General features: G+C 54.7%; 18 protein-coding genes. 8 read left to right on the forward strand and 10 right to left on the reverse strand.

Annotated elements, in window-relative coordinates; all coding sequences use genetic code 11:
* The first annotated feature begins 20 nt into the window (after positions 1–20).
* The gene (locus FED52_RS10335; protein WP_138859817.1) at positions 21–1,160 is read left to right on the forward strand and encodes a zinc-dependent alcohol dehydrogenase; all 1,140 of its coding nucleotides are present in this window, start codon (positions 21–23) and stop codon (positions 1,158–1,160) included.
* A gap of 41 nt (positions 1,161–1,201) precedes the next feature.
* On the opposite strand, the gene FED52_RS10340 is transcribed toward FED52_RS10335, so the two are convergent.
* The 3 genes from FED52_RS10340 to abc-f form a co-directional block, all read right to left on the reverse strand.
* Positions 1,202–2,113: a cation diffusion facilitator family transporter gene (locus FED52_RS10340; RefSeq protein ID WP_138859818.1), complete on the reverse strand. Its 912-nt coding sequence runs from the start codon at positions 2,111–2,113 to the stop codon at positions 1,202–1,204.
* 112 nt (positions 2,114–2,225) lie between these two features.
* The gene (locus FED52_RS10345) at positions 2,226–3,002 is read right to left on the reverse strand and encodes a hypothetical protein (RefSeq protein ID WP_138859819.1); all 777 of its coding nucleotides are present in this window, start codon (positions 3,000–3,002) and stop codon (positions 2,226–2,228) included.
* A gap of 12 nt (positions 3,003–3,014) precedes the next feature.
* On the reverse strand, positions 3,015–4,709 hold the full coding sequence (gene abc-f, locus FED52_RS10350; protein WP_138859820.1) for a ribosomal protection-like ABC-F family protein: 1,695 nt from the start codon (positions 4,707–4,709) through the stop codon (positions 3,015–3,017).
* Positions 4,710–5,074: 365 nt separating this feature from the next.
* On the opposite strand from abc-f, the gene FED52_RS10355 reads away from it, so the two are divergent.
* The 3 genes from FED52_RS10355 (at position 5,075) to FED52_RS10365 (ending at position 7,511) form a co-directional block, all read left to right on the forward strand.
* On the forward strand, positions 5,075–5,986 hold the full coding sequence (locus FED52_RS10355) for an MBL fold metallo-hydrolase (protein WP_138859821.1): 912 nt from the start codon (positions 5,075–5,077) through the stop codon (positions 5,984–5,986).
* Positions 5,987–6,049: 63 nt separating this feature from the next.
* Entirely contained in the window at positions 6,050–6,883 is an 834-nt protein-coding gene (locus FED52_RS10360; RefSeq protein WP_138859822.1) for an aldo/keto reductase, read from the forward strand.
* Between the two features lie 13 nt (positions 6,884–6,896).
* Entirely contained in the window at positions 6,897–7,511 is a 615-nt protein-coding gene (locus FED52_RS10365) for a PH domain-containing protein (RefSeq protein ID WP_021066768.1), read from the forward strand.
* A 42-nt stretch (positions 7,512–7,553) separates the two neighbouring features.
* Here the strand turns inward: FED52_RS10365 and FED52_RS10370 are convergent, their stop codons facing one another.
* Positions 7,554–8,078, reverse strand: a complete 525-nt coding sequence (locus FED52_RS10370; protein WP_138859823.1) for a DUF1836 domain-containing protein — start codon at positions 8,076–8,078, stop codon at positions 7,554–7,556.
* A gap of 124 nt (positions 8,079–8,202) precedes the next feature.
* Between FED52_RS10370 and trhA the strand changes: the two genes are divergently transcribed.
* Entirely contained in the window at positions 8,203–8,847 is a 645-nt protein-coding gene (gene trhA / locus FED52_RS10375) for a PAQR family membrane homeostasis protein TrhA (protein ID WP_138859824.1), read from the forward strand.
* An 86-nt stretch (positions 8,848–8,933) separates the two neighbouring features.
* Complete coding sequence (locus tag FED52_RS10380; protein ID WP_138859825.1) at positions 8,934–9,629, forward strand: DsbA family oxidoreductase; 696 nt, start codon at positions 8,934–8,936, stop codon at positions 9,627–9,629.
* Positions 9,630–9,683: 54 nt separating this feature from the next.
* Here FED52_RS10380 and relB read toward each other — a convergent pair whose 3' ends face one another.
* Complete coding sequence (relB, locus tag FED52_RS10385) at positions 9,684–9,902, reverse strand: type II toxin-antitoxin system RelB family antitoxin (RefSeq protein ID WP_029595913.1); 219 nt, start codon at positions 9,900–9,902, stop codon at positions 9,684–9,686.
* A 163-nt stretch (positions 9,903–10,065) separates the two neighbouring features.
* On the opposite strand from relB, the gene FED52_RS10390 reads away from it, so the two are divergent.
* Positions 10,066–11,280, forward strand: a complete 1,215-nt coding sequence (locus FED52_RS10390; protein WP_138859826.1) for an MFS transporter — start codon at positions 10,066–10,068, stop codon at positions 11,278–11,280.
* Between the two features lie 22 nt (positions 11,281–11,302).
* On the opposite strand, the gene FED52_RS10395 is transcribed toward FED52_RS10390, so the two are convergent.
* From FED52_RS10395 to FED52_RS10410, 4 genes are all read right to left on the reverse strand, one after another.
* Complete coding sequence (locus FED52_RS10395; RefSeq protein ID WP_240731250.1) at positions 11,303–12,397, reverse strand: MBL fold metallo-hydrolase; 1,095 nt, start codon at positions 12,395–12,397, stop codon at positions 11,303–11,305.
* 87 nt (positions 12,398–12,484) lie between these two features.
* Positions 12,485–13,072 carry an SCO family protein gene (locus FED52_RS10400; protein ID WP_138859827.1) on the reverse strand — a complete coding sequence of 196 codons (588 nt, stop codon included), beginning with the start codon at positions 13,070–13,072 and terminating at the stop codon, positions 12,485–12,487.
* A gap of 11 nt (positions 13,073–13,083) precedes the next feature.
* Positions 13,084–13,500, reverse strand: a complete 417-nt coding sequence (locus FED52_RS10405; protein ID WP_034776676.1) for a disulfide oxidoreductase — start codon at positions 13,498–13,500, stop codon at positions 13,084–13,086.
* Entirely contained in the window at positions 13,497–14,168 is a 672-nt protein-coding gene (locus tag FED52_RS10410) for a DsbA family protein (protein ID WP_138859828.1), read from the reverse strand. Before FED52_RS10410 ends, FED52_RS10405 begins: the two co-directional genes overlap by 4 nt.
* A 157-nt stretch (positions 14,169–14,325) precedes the next feature.
* On the opposite strand from FED52_RS10410, the gene FED52_RS10415 reads away from it, so the two are divergent.
* Positions 14,326–15,918, forward strand: coding sequence for a diguanylate cyclase domain-containing protein (locus FED52_RS10415; protein WP_138859829.1), 1,593 nt, complete (start codon positions 14,326–14,328; stop codon positions 15,916–15,918).
* Between the two features lie 37 nt (positions 15,919–15,955).
* Here the strand turns inward: FED52_RS10415 and odhB are convergent, their stop codons facing one another.
* Positions 15,956–17,233, reverse strand: coding sequence for a 2-oxoglutarate dehydrogenase complex dihydrolipoyllysine-residue succinyltransferase (gene odhB, locus FED52_RS10420; protein WP_138859830.1), 1,278 nt, complete (start codon positions 17,231–17,233; stop codon positions 15,956–15,958).
* Positions 17,234–17,237 lie beyond the last annotated feature (4 nt).

A 17,237-nucleotide genomic window follows, 5' to 3' on the forward strand; every position in this document is an offset into this window, starting at 1 on the left:
AAAAGGGAGGAAGTGGACATATGCGTGCTGTTACCTATCAAGGAGCGAAGAACATCGAAGTCAAGGATGTGAAAGATCCGGAGATTGAGAACCGAGAAGAGATTATCGTCAAAATTACGTCAACGGCCATTTGCGGATCGGATTTGCATATTTACCAAGGAAATATGCCGACCCGTCACGGCTATGTGATCGGTCACGAGCCGATGGGAATTGTCGAAGAGGTCGGTCCCGATGTGACGAAAGTGAAGAAAGGTGACCGTGTCGTCTTACCATTCAACGTTTCTTGCGGTCACTGTTACTACTGTGAACATGAAATGGAGAGCCAATGCGATAACTCGAACCATGCACCACATACTGATGCGGGTGGTTACTTCGGTTTCACCGAACAGTTCGGGAACCATCCAGGGGGCCAGGCCGAGTACTTAAAAGTGCCATATGGAAACTTCATGCCGCTAGTCATTCCTGAGTCATGTGAACTTGACGACGAGGCACTCTTGTTCTTGTCTGACGTCATTCCGACTGCATGGTGGAGTTTAGAGAATGCTGGTATGAAAGCAGGAGACACGGTTGTCGTCCTCGGCTCAGGTCCTGTCGGTTTGATGACACAAAAATTAGCCTGGGTGCGTGGTGCGAAACGCGTCATCGCCGTCGATCCGGAAATCTACCGATTGAACCGGGCCAAACTCTCCAACAATGTCGAGACCGTGTTGATGAAAGATCCGATCGATACCGGCAAATATATCTATGAAATCACAAACGGCGGGGCTGACGTGGTCATCGACTGTGTCGGATTCGACGGAAAAAAATCACCGATTGAGAAAGTCGAACAAAAGTTGATGGTCCAAGGAGGAACCCTCAGCGCCATCAAAGTCGCGAAAGAAGCGGTGCGTAAGTTCGGTACCGTTCAATTGACAGGGATTTACGCGATGAACTACAACCAGTTCCCGCTCGGTGATTTCTTTACCCGAAACGTCAGCATTCGGACAGGACAAGCTCCGGTCATCCACTATATGCCGGAACTGTTCCAGATGATCGTCGACAAGAAGTTCGACCCGACCGACATCATCACCCACCGCTTGCCGCTCGAACAAGCGGCCGACGCGTACAAAATCTTTAACGACCATCTCGACGATTGCGTCAAAGTCGTCTTGAAGCCATAACGAAAGCGGTCCCCGACATCTGTCAGGGACCGCTTGTTCGTTCACCAGATCGTCCGCTCCTCGCAACATTGCGCTTCCCGTTCAATTTGAATCGTCGAACGCTCGAACGGGGCGAACTCTCTGATTCGTTCCGTCACCTCACGCAAGACGCGCTGGTCGTCCGTGTCCGCCTCGATTAAGACGTGACACGTGACAGCGAGTTCGTTCGATGAAATCGACCAAACGTGCAAATCATGGACTTCTTTGACGCCAGCGACGCCACCGAGTTCACGTTGCATCGCCACGACGTCGATTTGGTCAGGTGTCCCTTCCATCAAAATGTGAATCGCTTCCCGCGTCACGCGGTAGCCGCTCAACAATATCAGGATGGCGACGAACAGGCTCGCGATTGGATCGGCGAGCGTCCAGCCGAACGCCATGATCAACACGGCCGCCGTGATGGCACCGACCGAGCCGAGCAAATCACCGAACACGTGCAACAGCGCACTGCGGACGTTCAAGTTATCACGCTCGCCACGCATGAGCAGCCACGCCGCGAGCACGTTGACAAGTAACCCGATGATGGCGACCGAAAGCATGCCGCCGCTTAAAATCTCTGGCGGTGCGAACAAGCGTTGATACGCCTCGATGCTGATGTAGATCGAGATGACGAGCAACGTCAAGCCGTTGACGAACGCCGCTAAAATCTCGAAGCGTCGATAGCCAAACGTCCGCTCCGGCGTCGCTTGCCGTGCCCCGAACCGGACAGCGAGGAAACTGAGCCCGAGTGCGGCCGCGTCACTGAGCATATGCCCTGCGTCCGACAATAGCGCCAAACTGTTCGTCCATAATCCGCCGATGACCTCGACGACCATGAACGTCGCAATCAGGACGAACGACCAGAATAATGCCCGTTGATTCGTCGTATGATGATGGTGATGGTCGTGCCCGTGATGATCGTGATGTACGCCCATATTGTCGCCTCCTCTCTATTAGTTTATACCTTTCACACCAAACATTCAAACGTTCATTTGAATGAATGCATAAAAACAATCGCCGAAAGGGTTGTCCTCTCGACGATCGTCATTATTTCTGTTCGAGCCGGACCCGCATGACGCCGTCATAGGGGAACAACTTCAACTGGCGGGTCTCACCTTCATACCAACTGCCGGCGTTTTGACTGCTCGTCGCCGTCACATCAGGCGTCGCGACCGCTTGTCGGTCCCAGTCGATTGCCCGCACTTGTTGGTCACGTACCATCAAGAAGAAGCCGTCATAGAAATGGTATTCGTTCACTTGGTCACGCTGGACCGCTTTCGGGGCACCGAGCGTGGCCCGGACGCTGTCGATGTCTTGGCCGAGCACTTCGATTGTCGCCGCATCCGCCGTCGGGACGACGGTCTTCCATGCCGCGGTCACGTCGTCGTCGGAGACGCTCGTCGCTTCTCCCGTCACTTGTGCTTCCGTCACCCATCCGGTCGTCTGCTCGTTCAATTGGAGCTTGACGAAACCACTGACGGCCTCGAGCTGTTCGAACCGGTCACCGAGGTCGGCCTCATAAATGACCGTCACCCGGTCGTCGGCGAACACTTTCGTATAAGGTGCCGCGATATAGACGTACATTCCCGCTGACTCGTCGGCCTCCTCCTCTGACTCGGCTTCTTCTGTCGCTTCTGATTCACTATTGACCGACTCGGTCGCGATGTCGTCCGTCTCCGGCAACGCCGATTTCTTCGTGTCGATGAGGGCCGCGAAGGCGATGACGCCGACGAGTGAAGCAATCAATGCGATGACCGTCACCGTTTGCCATAACCGCTTCCGTTTCCGTGATGCGGCCCGTGATGCCCGAACTTCTTCTTTCATACGATTCCACCCCTATTTGTTTCGTCTATTCTGTTCGGATTCGGCAAGGGGGATGCCGTTTCCTGCCTCGTCGAAGAAAATATGCGGTTCGCTCGTCAATGTCTCAAGCGTCTGGAGCGTCGCGTCAACGTCGACCGGCTTCGTATCTCCGGACTCGAGAATGCGCACCGTCTCCCCGAGCTCGATCGTCCGGTCCGTCAAGCGGTGGAACGTCCGGTCATGCGAGATGAGAATCAATCCGCCTCGATACACCTCTAGCGCGGCCTCGATTTGCTCCCGTGTGGCCACGTCCAAATAGTTCGTCGGCTCATCGAGGGCGAGCAGGTCCGCGTCCGAGAAGTACAAGATGAGAAAAGCGATTCGGCACTTCTCACCCATGCTCGCGTCACGGATCGGCTTATATACTTCATCGCGACGGAACAAAAAGTGTGCGAGCAGCGTCCGCGCTTCCGTCTCCGTGATGTCACTCTCGGTCAGGAGCGCGTCGAGCAACGTTCCTTCGGCCGGCAGTCGTGCGAGCGTCTGTGAGAAGTAACCGATTTTCAGTTTCGGATGACGCTTGATGTCCCCGGTCTCCGGTGCGAGTTCGCCGATCAATAGTTTCAACAGCGTCGTCTTCCCGCTCCCGTTCGGCCCGACGATGGAGATGCGGTCACCCCGGTTCACCGTGAGCGAGAGTCGTTCAAAGAGGGGTTCGTCGTAACCGAACGAGATGTCGTCGACCGCAATCCACTTCTTCGCCTCGAGTGGGTCGGCTTGGAAGCGGACCGAGATATGGGCCGCATCTTTCGGACGATCGGGTCGCGTCCCTTCGAGCTGTTCGAGTTTACGTTCACGGGCCTTCATCTTGATGGCAAGGTTCGCCGCGCCTTTTTGAGCGCCTGGACTTCGCACGCTCGCCGTCGCTTTCGCTTTCAAATGCCATCCCTTATATTGGGCGATCATATCGAGCAGCTCCGACTTCCGCGCCATATAGCGGGCATGGGCTCGCTCGTCGCGTACCCGTTCCTCGGCCTTCTGATGTTTATACGCCGTGTAGTTGCCCGGATAGCGGACGATGGTCCCCTCATTCAGCTCGAGGATGACCGTCGCAACGTCATCGATGAATTGACGATCGTGGGAGATGGCGAGCACTGTCCCCGAAAACTCGTCCACCCAACGTGTCAGCCACTCGATTGAGTCCAAATCGAGATGGTTCGTCGGCTCGTCGAGCAGGACGATATCGACGTGTCGCATCGTGAGACGGGCGAGTTGGACCCGTGTCTGTTCACCGCCGCTCAACTCGCGGAGTCGGCTCGAGTCATGTCCGTCAAGACCAAGTCGTTTGAGGGCTTGTCTCGCCTCAAGCTCGAGCGCGAAGGCGTCAACCGCGAGTGCCTCGTCATACGCTTCGAGCACGCGCGCCGAATCACCTGATGTGACGGCAAGGTGGAGATTGTAGCGCGCCAAGTCGCCTTGCATGACGTAGTCTAGCGCGGTCTCTTCTCCATCAAACACCGTCTGTTCGACGACACCGATCGTGCCCAAAACGTCAATCGAACCTGACTGTGGAGCTAGTTCACCTATGAGCAGCTTGAATAGCGTCGTCTTGCCGGACCCGTTCTGACCGAACAAGACGGCCCGTTCGCCTGCAGCGACGTCGAACGAGACATTGTCGAATAAGGGTTGCCGGTCGTGGTCGAACCGGACTTGCTTCATACTTAACATATTGTTTCACCTCGCTAATTGTTCGGATACGCGATGAAACAAAAAACACCATCCGCTCAAAAGCGATGGTGTGAAGAGCTCCGGTCAAGCGGAAAGAAGGGTTCCCCCCGTAGCCTGAAATTGGACACACTTCACCCGTGACTGTTCGTGCGAACAGTGATGATTCGTTTCATCAGTTGAGGGCGTGTGACTTTTTCATGGCACGTTGTACCTTCCTTTCCTAAGTTATTGCAACCGTACCAAATTGAAAGCGGATTCGCAAGGGGGTGCCCCACAATCTCCGATTTTTTCTACACCTTCCGGCGGATGCAAGCGCGTCATGCGAGCGGTATGATTAAACCAACTTAGATGATGAGGTGACTGCCATGAAATTACGAAACCTACTCGTCCCGAGCGCTGTCCTAGCGAGCGTCGGTACGTTCTTATATACACGATTCAAACAAAGACTGCCTCGCCCCGCCTTCAAAATCCCGACGGTCAAACCCGATCTCGCCTCGTTCGATGAGACGATGGTCGGTGCCACTTGGGTCGGCCATTCGACCGTGCTCATCCATTGGTACGGGTTGAAGATTTTGACCGACCCGGTGTTCTCGAACCGAATCGGTGTCCACGTCGGGCCGGTCACGTTCGGGATGAAACGCCACACCGCCCCCGCCCTCTCAATCGAGGAGATTGGGCACGTCGACGTCATCCTGCTGAGCCACGCCCATATGGACCACTTCGACCATAAGAGCTTGAAACGGCTGATCACCCGCGATACGGTCGTCATCTCGGCCCCGGGCACGAGCAAACTGTTGCGTAAATATCCGAGCTTACAGACGCTCGAGATGCATCCACACGACAAATTGACGCTCGCGAACGGGCTCCACGTCCAAGCGATCCCTGTCGCCCACTGGGGCAATCGTTTCCCATGGGACAAACATATGGGTTATAACGGCTACGTCTTGAAATATAAAGGCGTCCGCATGCTGTTCGCCGGGGATACGGCGTACACCGAGTCGTTCAACGGGCTCGCGAACAAAGAGCCGATCGACCTCGCCTTTTTCCCGATCGGCGCCTATCAACCCGAGTCGTTCGAGGAAGCGCACTGCACCCCGGAGCAGGCATGGACAATGTTCAAACAGAGCGGCGCGAAGCGTTTCTTCCCGATGCATTGGGACACGTTCGTCTTATCCTACGAACCCGTCGAGGAGCCGTATGAGCGACTCGTCGCCGCGGCAAAGCTTGAACGTGATCAAATCGTGATCAAGGCGCACGGCGAAAGTATTCGGCTGTAGCTTTCGCTTTCACTTCCGGACGATTTTCGGTAACGTAAGAGGTGAGAGGGAGGGAATCAATTTATGGAATGGACCACACTCAACAATGATGTGAAACTGCCGATGCTCGGACTCGGCGTGTACAAAGTGGAAGACGGAGCGGTCACGGTCGACACGGTCAAAGCGGCGCTTGATGCCGGCTATCGGTTAATCGACACGGCGGCCATCTATCAAAACGAGGAGAGCGTCGGCCAAGCGATTCGCGAGTCAAGCGTCCCGCGGGAAGACATCTTCGTGACGACGAAACTGTGGAACGATTTCCACGGCTATGACGAGGCACTCCAAGCGTTCCAAGATAGCCTCGACCGGCTCGGGCTCGAATATGTCGACTTGTTCTTGATTCACTGGCCGATGCCGCGCTTCGGCAAGTTCGTCGAGACGTATAAAGCGCTTGAACAGTTGTATGAGGAAGGCAAGGTTCGGGCCATCGGGATCTCGAACTTTGAGATCAGCCACCTCGAACAGATCATCCAGTCATGCTCGATCGTACCGGCGGTGAACCAAGTCGAGATCCACCCATACTTGTCCCAAAAAGAATTGATCGCGTTCTGCCAGCGGTACGATATTCAAATCCAGGCGTGGAGCCCGCTCATGAAAGGGCGTGAGGCGCTCGAGGACCCGGTCATCACCGAGATCGCTGATAAGTACGGAAAGTCGCCGGCTCAAGTCATCTTGCGTTGGCACTTGCAGAACGGCGTCGCCGTCATCCCGAAATCGGTCACGCCGAGCCGGATTCGCGAGAATATAGAGGTATTCGACTTCACGTTGACGAAAGAAGAGATGCACGCGATCGATGGACTCAACCGCGACGAGCGGACCGGGTCTGACCCGAACGAGATGCACAAAATCCACTACTGAGGAGAGATTGTACATGTTCAAAAAACTAGCTTCTGATTTGACAGGCTTCAGCGATATCGGTGAAGTCATCGACCCGAAAGATTTTGATAAAGCGGATTCGGATGATTACGTCCTGCATGAGGACAACGAGAAGATTTATTTCTTAATCAAATCGAAATCGGACGAGTACTGCTTCACAAACTTGGCGATGATCCACCTCGACGGGACGAGTGCGATGAGTTCGAAACGCGTCTTGTACCGTTATCCTTACGCCCATTTCCCATTGAATAACGTCATGTTCGAGACGGCCGGTACGGTCGACATGGACGTCGAGATCAAGTTCACCATCGGCGACAAGCCGTACTCGATCGACGTGAACAAGAAACAAATCGAGCATGTGAAAGACTTGTACAAATCGCTCCTCGCCATCGCTGAGAAGCAACGTGAAGGCCGGAAGATGATGGAGTATGCCAACGCGTCACTCACGCACTCGGTGTCGATTTTGAGCGGGCTCCGCCAAGGTGACATGAACGTGGCGTCGACGTTCAAGGAATTGAACGAACAGAGCTTCGACTGGCTCAAAGGTCATTACCACGAATGGAACCGCAAAGATTTCGGTGACGTGTTCGAGAAGTATATCAACAACTAATGGACAAGGCCCCCGACTCCAAATGGAAGCGAGGGCCTTTTCTTATTTGCCTTCATCAATCAACTGTTCGGCGAGCCGTTGGAACAAGTGGCTCATATGGACAGCCGAGGCGATGGCGAGCGACTGTTGAATACCGTTCGTCTCACTCTTGCGCATGTTGGCGAGAAGCGTCTCGGCCTGCGCCTCGAACGCCTGCATGTTCTGCTCCTTCTGAACCTGGTAGGCGTCATAGAAGTCCTCAAGCGAGAAGCCCTCGTCCGACTCGTTCAACGGCCGGAGCGTCTCTTTGATGTCGTTAATTGACAAGAGTCCTTTCATCTCGTAAATCAGGCTGAGCAGCATCAAGTGCTCGTTCGTATACTTCTTGTTTTTGACAGGGTGGAACAGCTTGCCCTTGGCATAGTTGTTGATCATCGTCTTCGTCAAAATCGTCTCATCGTCGCTTCGTTTCATCTTGCCGTAATGTTGCTCGAACAGCTGGATGACTTGGTCCATATATAAGTCGATCGTCGGGAGCACCTGCTTTGGCAGCGTCCCTTCTGACTCTACAATCTCATGCGGTTTCATCAAATCACCTCACCTTCAGTATACGGACAAAGCAGTCTTGCCGAAACAAAAACCTTGTCGTTTTCTTCGATCCAGCTTATCATGTAGTTATGGATACTACATGACGTGATAAGGAGTGTTTTACATGAATTCGATTTTTCGGGAACCGATTAACGCATTGACCCACTTGGCCGGCGCCGTGCTCGCATTCGTTGCGTTGATCGCGATGACGGTGAAGGCGTCACTGCTCGGCGAACCGCTCGCCATCTTGGCTGCGATTTTGTTTGGGATTAGTCTCGTCTTTCTCTATTTGTCGTCCGGCCTGTACCACAGCATCATCGCCTCGCCGAACGTCATCGCCTTCTTCCGAAGAATCGATCATGCGATGATTTACGCCTTGATCGCCGGGACGTATGCCCCGCTCACGTTGCTCGCGCTCGAAGGACCGACGCGCTGGGTGTTGTTCGGTACCGTCCACGCGCTCGCCTTGTTCGGAATCATCTTCAAGCTCGTCTGGTTCCACGCGCCGCGCTTCTTGTCGACGGCACTCTATATCGGCATGGGTTGGTTGTCCGTGTTCTTCATCGGGCCGCTTCAGGACGTGATCGGCAACGCCGGCATCTTCTGGCTCATCCTTGGCGGTGTCATGTACACGATCGGCGGACTCATCTACGGCTTCAAACCAAAGTTCGTCAACTGGCGCGGTTGGGGCTTCCACGAGGTGTTCCACTTGTTCATCTTGTTCGGCAGCTTCGCCCACTTCGTCTGCGTGTTCTGGTACGTCTTCTAAGTCCTCCTTGCGAGGGCTTTTTTTGTGAGCACATTCATTTACTTCAAATTCAAGACATCCTACACTGACTATAGGAGGGATTTAATATGAAAATTGAAGTTTGGTCAGACTATGTTTGCCCGTTCTGTTATATCGGCAAGCGCCGTCTAGAAGAAGCACTCGAACAGTTCCCGCACGCGGATAACGTCGAAGTGGAGTTCAAGAGCTTCGAGCTCGACCCGAACGCCCCGACGACCGACTCGCGTTCGATTTATGAAGTACTCGCCAAGAAATACAACATGCCGCTCGAGCAGGCGAAAGGCACGACGGCGCAAGTCGCTGCCCAGGCCCGCACGGTCGGTCTCGATTACGACTTTGACAACATGGTCGTCACCGGAACGCTCGACTCGCACCGGTTGACGCACTATGCGAAGACGGTCGGCAAAGAGAAAGAATTGTCGGAGGCGCTCCTCAAGGCGTACTTCGTCGATGCGAAACATATCGGTGATCACGATGTCCTCGTCGAGATTGCGACAAGTGTCGGACTCGATGCTGACGCCGTGAGAGACGTGCTCGCTTCAGACGTATACACAGAAGACGTCCGCGCTGAAGAGAAGCGCGCGAGCGACCTCGGCATCACAGGCGTCCCGTTCTTCGTCTTCGACAATAAATACGGCGTCTCTGGCGCGCAACCGACCGAAGCGTTCACGCAAGTGCTCGAGAAGACATGGGCCGAATCGGCACCGACGCTTCAAGTGCTCTCGGGTGGCGCGACGTGCACGGACGATAACTGCGATATTTGATGTGAAACGAATAAAAGCAAAGCATTCGCCCATATTTGGACGAATGCTTTTTTGTTAATTTAAATCTTTCATCATATCCTCAAATGAAATGGTTTCAGAACGTTCTTTGTGCCTATGCATTGCTTCGTTGTAAAATTTCAAATCGAGTTCATTCTCGATACGTTCAAAGACAGTGTCCCGAACGAGAGTCGAGAGGGAGAGGTTCTTAGACTTCGCATACGCTCTAATCAGACGCTCGTCTTCTTCGTTGAGTTCAAAAGATATCGTCCTCATACAATCGACCTCCTATATGGAACATTGTATTACAAAATGGAAATGTTCATGTAGTCAAAACTTATATCTCTCGGAAGCCGAATCCCGGCTTCTTTTTTGTAGCTTTCTAAATCGTTCTGAAGGATAATTATTATTACCTAATAAGAATCGAGGACTCAATTATATGTGGAAAAATCGCAACGTCTGGATCATCTTGACCGGGGAGTTCGTGGCCGGTCTCGGGCTTTGGCTCGGCATCATCGGCAACTTGGAGTTCATGCAGGAGAAAGTGCCGTCTGACTTCGTCAAGGCCCTCATCCTCGCTGGCGGATTGCTCGCCGGGGTCGCCATCGGGCCGCTCGCCGGCCGTCTCACCGATCAAGGCTCGAAAAAGAAAATCATGCTCATCTCGAGTATTGTCCGGGCGCTGAGCGTCCTGTTCATGTTCGTCGCCATCGAGACGGGAAGCGTGCTGTGGATGGTCGTCTTCCTCGTCTTCCTGCAAGGGTCGGCCGCGTTCTACTTTCCGGCGCTCCAGGCGGCCATCCCGCTCATCGTCAAGGAACGAGAGTTGCTCGCCTTGAACGGGGTCCACATGAACGTATCGACGCTGTCGCGTGTCATCGGAACGGCCATTGCCGGCATCTTACTCACGCTCATCTCGCTCCGTGACGTCTATGCGCTCTCGCTTGTCGCCTATCTACTTCTCGCCGTCGCGACGTGGTTCTTGAAGATCGACGAGACGGTCGCTCCATCCGCGAAGAAAGTCGATAAGTCGTCCGGCGGGTTCAAGGACGTCTTTCCGATCATCAAGTCGATTCCGGTCATCTTTATGACGCTCGTCATGACGCTCATCCCGCTCCTCTTCATCGGCGGCTTCAACTTGCTCGTCATCAACATTAGCGAGCTGCAGGATTCGACGGCGATCAAAGGATGGATTTATACGGCCGAAGGAATTGCCTTCATGGTCGGCGCGTTCCTCATCAAACGGATCGGTGAGAAGTTCTCCATGTTCTCAATCTTGTTCACGTTCTCGTTTTTGATTGGGATCGCCCAGCTCATGCTTTACTTCGCCGACATCCCGGCCGTCTCGATCGCCGCATTCGTCTTGTTCGGCTTCTCGGTCGGCTGTTTCTTCCCGACGGCGGTGACGATTTTCCAGACACGGATGCCGAAAGACTATCACGGACGTTTCTTCTCGTTCCGGAACATGCTCGACCGAATCGTCTTCCAAGTCGTGTTGCTCGTCACTGGCTTCTTCCTCGACTTGATCGGCTTACAGCTCATGGTCGTCTTGTTCGGGATCAGCTCGATCCTCATGACGGGTGCGTTCCTCGTCTACACGCGCAAACACAAACTTCATATCGAAACGGACGAGGCCGAACGCCTCTCTTCGTGACAAAAGCGGTGACCGAATTCGGTCACCGCTTGTTCATGTCTTCGATGTCACGCCACCAGTTGGTCGTGTCGTTCCGTCCGTCGAGCGTGATCCGCTCACCGATTCGCGGCGTGAGTACGTCCTCTCGTGGTAAGAGCCCCACCATCTGTTCGGCTGGGTCGAACCAGGCATGGAACGATAACGTGAACGCGCCCCAATGGATCGGGAGCATCTTGTCGGCCCGCACGTCCCGGAACGCCTGTGCCGTCTCAGTCGGTTGCATATGCACGTCCGGCCAACGCTCGTCGTATTGGCCGCACTCGAGCGCTGCGAAGTCGAACGGTCCGTACGCATCACCAATCTCTTTAAAGTGCGGCCCGTATCCACCGTCCCCGCTGAAGAACAGGCGGTCCGTCTCACCGAGGACGACCCATGACGCCCAGAGTGTCGCATTGCGGTCGGTGAGCGAGCGGCCGGAGAAGTGCCGAGCCGGCGTGCAGACGAACGTCCATGGGCCGAAACCATATGTCTCGCCCCAATCGCGTTCGACGATGCGTTCCGCCCCGACGCCCCATCGTTTCAAATGGCTGCCGACACCGAGCGGGACGATGAAGACGGCAACTTTGTCTTTGATCGCTTGAATCGTCGCATAGTCCAAATGATCGTAATGGTCGTGCGTGAGCAAGACGACATCGATGTCCAGCAACTCGTCGAGCTCGAACGGCAAGTGCTCGCTGAACCGCTCGTTCTTCGCGAACGGGAGCGGTGATGGGCTCCGGCCGAACATCGGGTCGACGAGCATCGTCTTGCCGTCCATTTGGACGAGCATCGCCGAATGGCCGAGCCAATAGATGCGGGTGAAGCTCGAGCCGAGTTTCTCGCTGAAGTCGATTGGGACGACCGGCAACCGCTCACTCGGTTTCCGGAGCGAATCCGGATTCAAATATTCCTTCGACATCGAGATCATGTCGTCCGTTGAAAACCGCATCGGCGTCTCGAGCTGATTGCGAAATTTTCCGTTCACGAGGTTCGGCGACCGTAGCGTTTTCGGCTTTTTCCCGAGCGGTTTATATTGGGTGAGCACGGTCCCCGTCAAGGCTGCCATGCCCATCAATGAAAGTAATAGCGTCTTCTTCAATTCTATCCACTCCTCTACCTTTTCATTATACGGCACCTGTGCCGATTCCCCTGTTTTCGAATACAAAAAAGACGGCACTTTACCGTCTTATGATTCCTGTAAAATCTTGATGTCGCTGACGATGTCCTCAATCGGCACGTCTTGGAATCCTTGATACGCTTTGATGATTTTCCCGTCTTGGTCGACGAGATAGAACCACGTCGCATGGTCGACTTGCGTACCTTCTGACGGTTTACGAACGAGCGCCTTGAAGTTCTGTTGCGCGAACGCCTCAATCTCCTCTTGTGAGTAGCCCGTCAAGAACTGCCAGTCGGCTTTCGCCAAGTCATAGTTGGCCATGAACTCTTTGATTTTGTCTGGCGTGTCGACGGTCGGGTCGACGCTGAACGACACGAACTGGACGTCCTCGACACCTTCCTCAACGAGCGCCTCATTGAGCTTTGTCATATTGTACGTCATCGGTGGACAGACCGTCTCACAGTTTGTGAACACGAAGTCGGCCATCCATACCTTCCCTTTCAAATCATCGAGACTGACCATCTCTTCATTTTGATTCATATAATTGAACGACTCGATCTCCCAGTTGAGCGGGTCTTCGATTTCGTTGCCGCATGCAGCGAGCACCGCCATGAGGCTGATCAGCCCAAAAAGCATCCATTTCTTCACACGTTCCATCTCCTTCGTTGTCAGTTGCGTTTCACGCGCCAAACGAGGAGCGTGATTAAAGTAAATGCCGTCAAGGCAAGGAACGGGATCGTCACGAACCCGAACCAATTGATGTACTGCACGTTACAAGGTACGCCTGCGACACACGGTTTGATGTCGGCAAACCCGGGCACTTTTTGGACCAAGTAGTGGTACAAAGAAACGAGACCGCCGATCATCGACAGCGGCAATACATACTTCTTCACCGCCCTGTCGTCCGTGAACACGGCAACGCCTAGCAGGATGACGAGCGGATACATGAAGATGCGTTGAATCCAGCAAAGCTCACATGGCACGAACTCGCGAATCTCACTGAAGTAAAGACTGCCGAGCGTCGCTGTGAGAGCGACGAGCCAAGCGAGATACAGACCATAACGGGTCAAGAACGACTGCTTCATGGTGTGCCTTGCTCGATTAAGCGTTCAATCGTCTCATAGTCAAACGGATCTTCGAGCATGACGCCGTTGATCATGATCGATGGCGTGAACTGGACACCGTGCTCTTTGACGAGCCCGTCATCGAGGCTCACTTGGTCGAGCACCGTCGAGTTCTCACTCAAGTCGTCCTCGAGCTTCGCCACGTCGACCGATGTCGTCTCGCTCGCAATCTCTGTCAACCGCTCGACCGTGACCCCTGCCTCGTCGTGCTGCTGACTCGCCGGTTGCGCGTCGTAGAGCGCCTTATGGAAATCCCAGAACGCGTCCGGGTCTTGGTTATACACCGACTCTGACGCGAGCGATGCCAAAATCGACTCTTGTCCGTGGAACAGGACGTTGATGTAGCTGAAACTGATTTTCCCTGTGTCGATATAGTCTTGCTTCAACTTCGGATAGACCGTCTCACCCCACTGTTTACAAGACGGGCATTTATAATCCCCGAACTCGACGACCGAGACGGGTGCGTCCGCATCTCCGAGCGTCGGCTGTCCTTCGGTCGACACATGCTCTGCCTTTACCGGTGCCGCCGTCTCCGCTTGTTCGGCCGGCCGGTTCAAGAGAACGACCACGACGGCCACGAGGGCGACCGCGAGCAGCGTCGCGATGACCAATAGTTTATTCTGTTTCATTTGTCTCACCTCTATTTGTATCGATTCGTCTTTCATTATAACGAAAGCGCTATCTGTTTCCACGAAATCACCCTTGTTTTTTCGTAACTTCGCTTCATGTCACGGCAAAGATGACGATGAACAGAGTGGAGATTGTCACTGTAGGAGGAATTTGTTCATGAAATCATTTTCGATGCGCCTCGGCCTGATCTTGGCGCTCAGCATCGCCACACTCGTCTTTTTGCTCACCATCACGCTAACGTACATGACCAGCCAACGCTCCGCCGCCTCGCTCGAAGCAGAGATCGGGGGACGGTTGTCGATGACGTCGCACCAGCTCGTCGATAAGCTCGACTTTTACATGTGGTCGCGCTATCAAGAAATCCAATTGCTCCAAGGACTCGACGCCTTGAACGAACCCGCCTCGAGCCGGGCCCTGCTCGACCAGGTCCAAACGAACATCCCCGCTTTCTCATGGATGGGCGTGACCGATGCGGCGGGGAACGTCGTCGCTTCGACGAATGGAATATTAGAAGGCGCTTCAATCAGCGAACGCCCTGTCTTTCTAGAAGCCCAGGATGAGCCGTTCATCGGGGATGTCCACGAGGCCGTATTGCTCGCGGAGCTGTTGCCGAACCCGACCGGTGAAGTCCTTCAGTTCGTCGACATCAGTGTCCCGCTGTTCCGTGACGGGGCCTTCCAAGGCGTGCTCGCGACTCACCTCAGTTGGGAATGGGGGAAGGAAGTGCTCCGCCACTTCAACCGGACGCTCCACCATCAGTCCGAGTATACCGACATCTTCGTCGTCAGCGGACGCGACAACACCGTGTTGCTCGGCCCGGACCATCTCGTCGGGAAACCGCTCCCGACGAAACTAGACGACGGATGGCACGTCGACACGTGGGCGGACGGGAAATCCTATTTGACCGGCGTCGCCACCGGGGAAGGGTATGAAGATTACGCCGGCCTCGACTGGAGTGTCGTCGTCCGCCAACCGGCCGAGGTCGCTTTCGCCCCGGTTGCCTCACTCGAGCGGAACATCTTATTAATCGGCCTCGGCGCCTCGTTCGTGACGGCCATCCTCGGTTGGCTCCTCGCCTCAGTCGTGACCCGGCCGCTAAAACGGATCACCGAGACGGCAGCCCTCATGAAACAAGGCAAAGCGAAGACGTTTCCACACCAATCAGGGATTCATGAGATCGAGTCGCTCGCTTTCGCCTTAGAATCGCTCGTCACGTCACTCACCGAATCCGAGACGGAGCGGGTCCATTACGAGTCGCTCGCCCATCGCGACGTCTTGACCGGGCTCGCCAATCGGACGGCGCTTCGTCACTATTTGAACGAAGCCCAGGCGACAAAGAACGAATACGTCTGTTTCTATATCGATCTCGACGGTTTCAAAGCAATCAACGATACATACGGGCACGCCGCCGGGGATGACGTCTTGATTAAGATTGCCGAGCGATTGAAACGAGTGACGCTCGATGGGTCCTATCCGGTCCGTTTGAGCGGTGACGAGTTCTTCCTCTTGTTCGAACGGAACGGACAGAACGGACACTCCATCACACGCATCGGCGAAGACATTATCGCGTCCCTGTCCAAACCGATCGCCATTGAAAGCGGGACGGCAACCGTCGGGGCCAGTATCGGAGCCTCGCTCTGGCAGACAGAAACGGTGCCGCACGCCGCCATCAAACGGGCGGACCAGGCGCTCTACCGCTCCAAAGCGAACGGAAAAAATCAAATCACGCTCGATGAATCGCTCACATAAAAAAAACCATGTCGCCGACGCGACATGGTTTTTTTGCTTATGCTTCGAACAACAATTGTTCTGGGTCTTCAATCATGTCTTTGATGTGCTTGAGGAACGTCACAGCCTCACGACCGTCGACGATACGGTGGTCATACGAGAGGGCCACGTACATCATCGGACGGTTCTCCATCGTCTCTGCGTCGATAGCAATCGGACGGAGTTGAATCGAGTGCATCCCGAGGATGGCGACTTGTGGTCCGTTCAAGATCGGTGTCGACAAGAGTGAGCCGAAGACGCCACCGTTCGTGATCGTGAACGTGCCACCTGTGAGGTCGCTCAACCCGAGCTTGTTGTTGCGGGCTTTATCGGCGAGGTGCAAGATGTCTTTCTCGATCTCACCGAAGTTTTTGCGATCCGCTTCGCGGACGACCGGGACGACGAGGCCGTCCGGAGCCGACACGGCGATACCGATGTCATAGTATTTCTTCAAGACGATCTCGTTGCCTTGAATCTCAGCATTCAAGTATGGCATCCGTTTGAGCGCCGCGACGGCCGCTTTCGTGAAGAACGACATGAAGCCGAGTTTGACGTCGTTATCTTTGACGAACTTCTCTTGGCGACGTTTGCGGAGCGCCATGACGGCCGACATATCGATTTCATTGAACGTCGTCAACATCGCTGCCGTCTGTTGCACTTCGACGAGGCGGCTCGCGATCGTTTGACGACGACGCGTCATTTTGATGCGCTCTTCGTCTTTGCCGCTCGCTGCCGGCTGCGGTGCCGCTGCCGGTGCTTTTGGCGTTTGTGGTGCTTGTGTCGGTGCCGGTTTCGACTCGTGGTTCGTCACATCATGGACGTTGATCCGGCCGATCGGGTCATTTGTCTGAACAGCCGTGAGGTCGATACCTTTCTCACGGGCCAATTTACGGGCCGCCGGTGTCGCGATCGGTCCTTTGCCTGGGCTCGCCACGTGCTCTTCACGACGCTCGACTTTCTTCGCTTCGCCGACGGTCTCGACTTTCGTCTCGGCCGGTGCCGTAGCAGCTTCCGTCGCCGTTTCCGTTTTCGTCTTCGTCGCGACGGCCGTACCACCGCCTGAACCTGAACTGAGACGGGCGATCACTTGTCCGACTTGGACCGTGTCCCCTTCGCCTGCGAGTTGTTCGTCGAGCGTGCCCGACTCATCGGCCGGCACCTCGATGTTGACTTTGTCCGTCTCGAGTTCGACGATGGCCTCCCCTTTTTCAACGTGGTCGCCTGGCTGTTTGAGCCACGACGCGACCGTTCCTTCCGTAATGGACTCTGCTAGTTCCGGTACTTTGATTTCGATCACAACG

Origin of the sequence: Exiguobacterium mexicanum (genome assembly GCF_005960665.1) — a bacterium.
GTDB lineage: Bacteria > Bacillota > Bacilli > Exiguobacteriales > Exiguobacteriaceae > Exiguobacterium > Exiguobacterium mexicanum_A.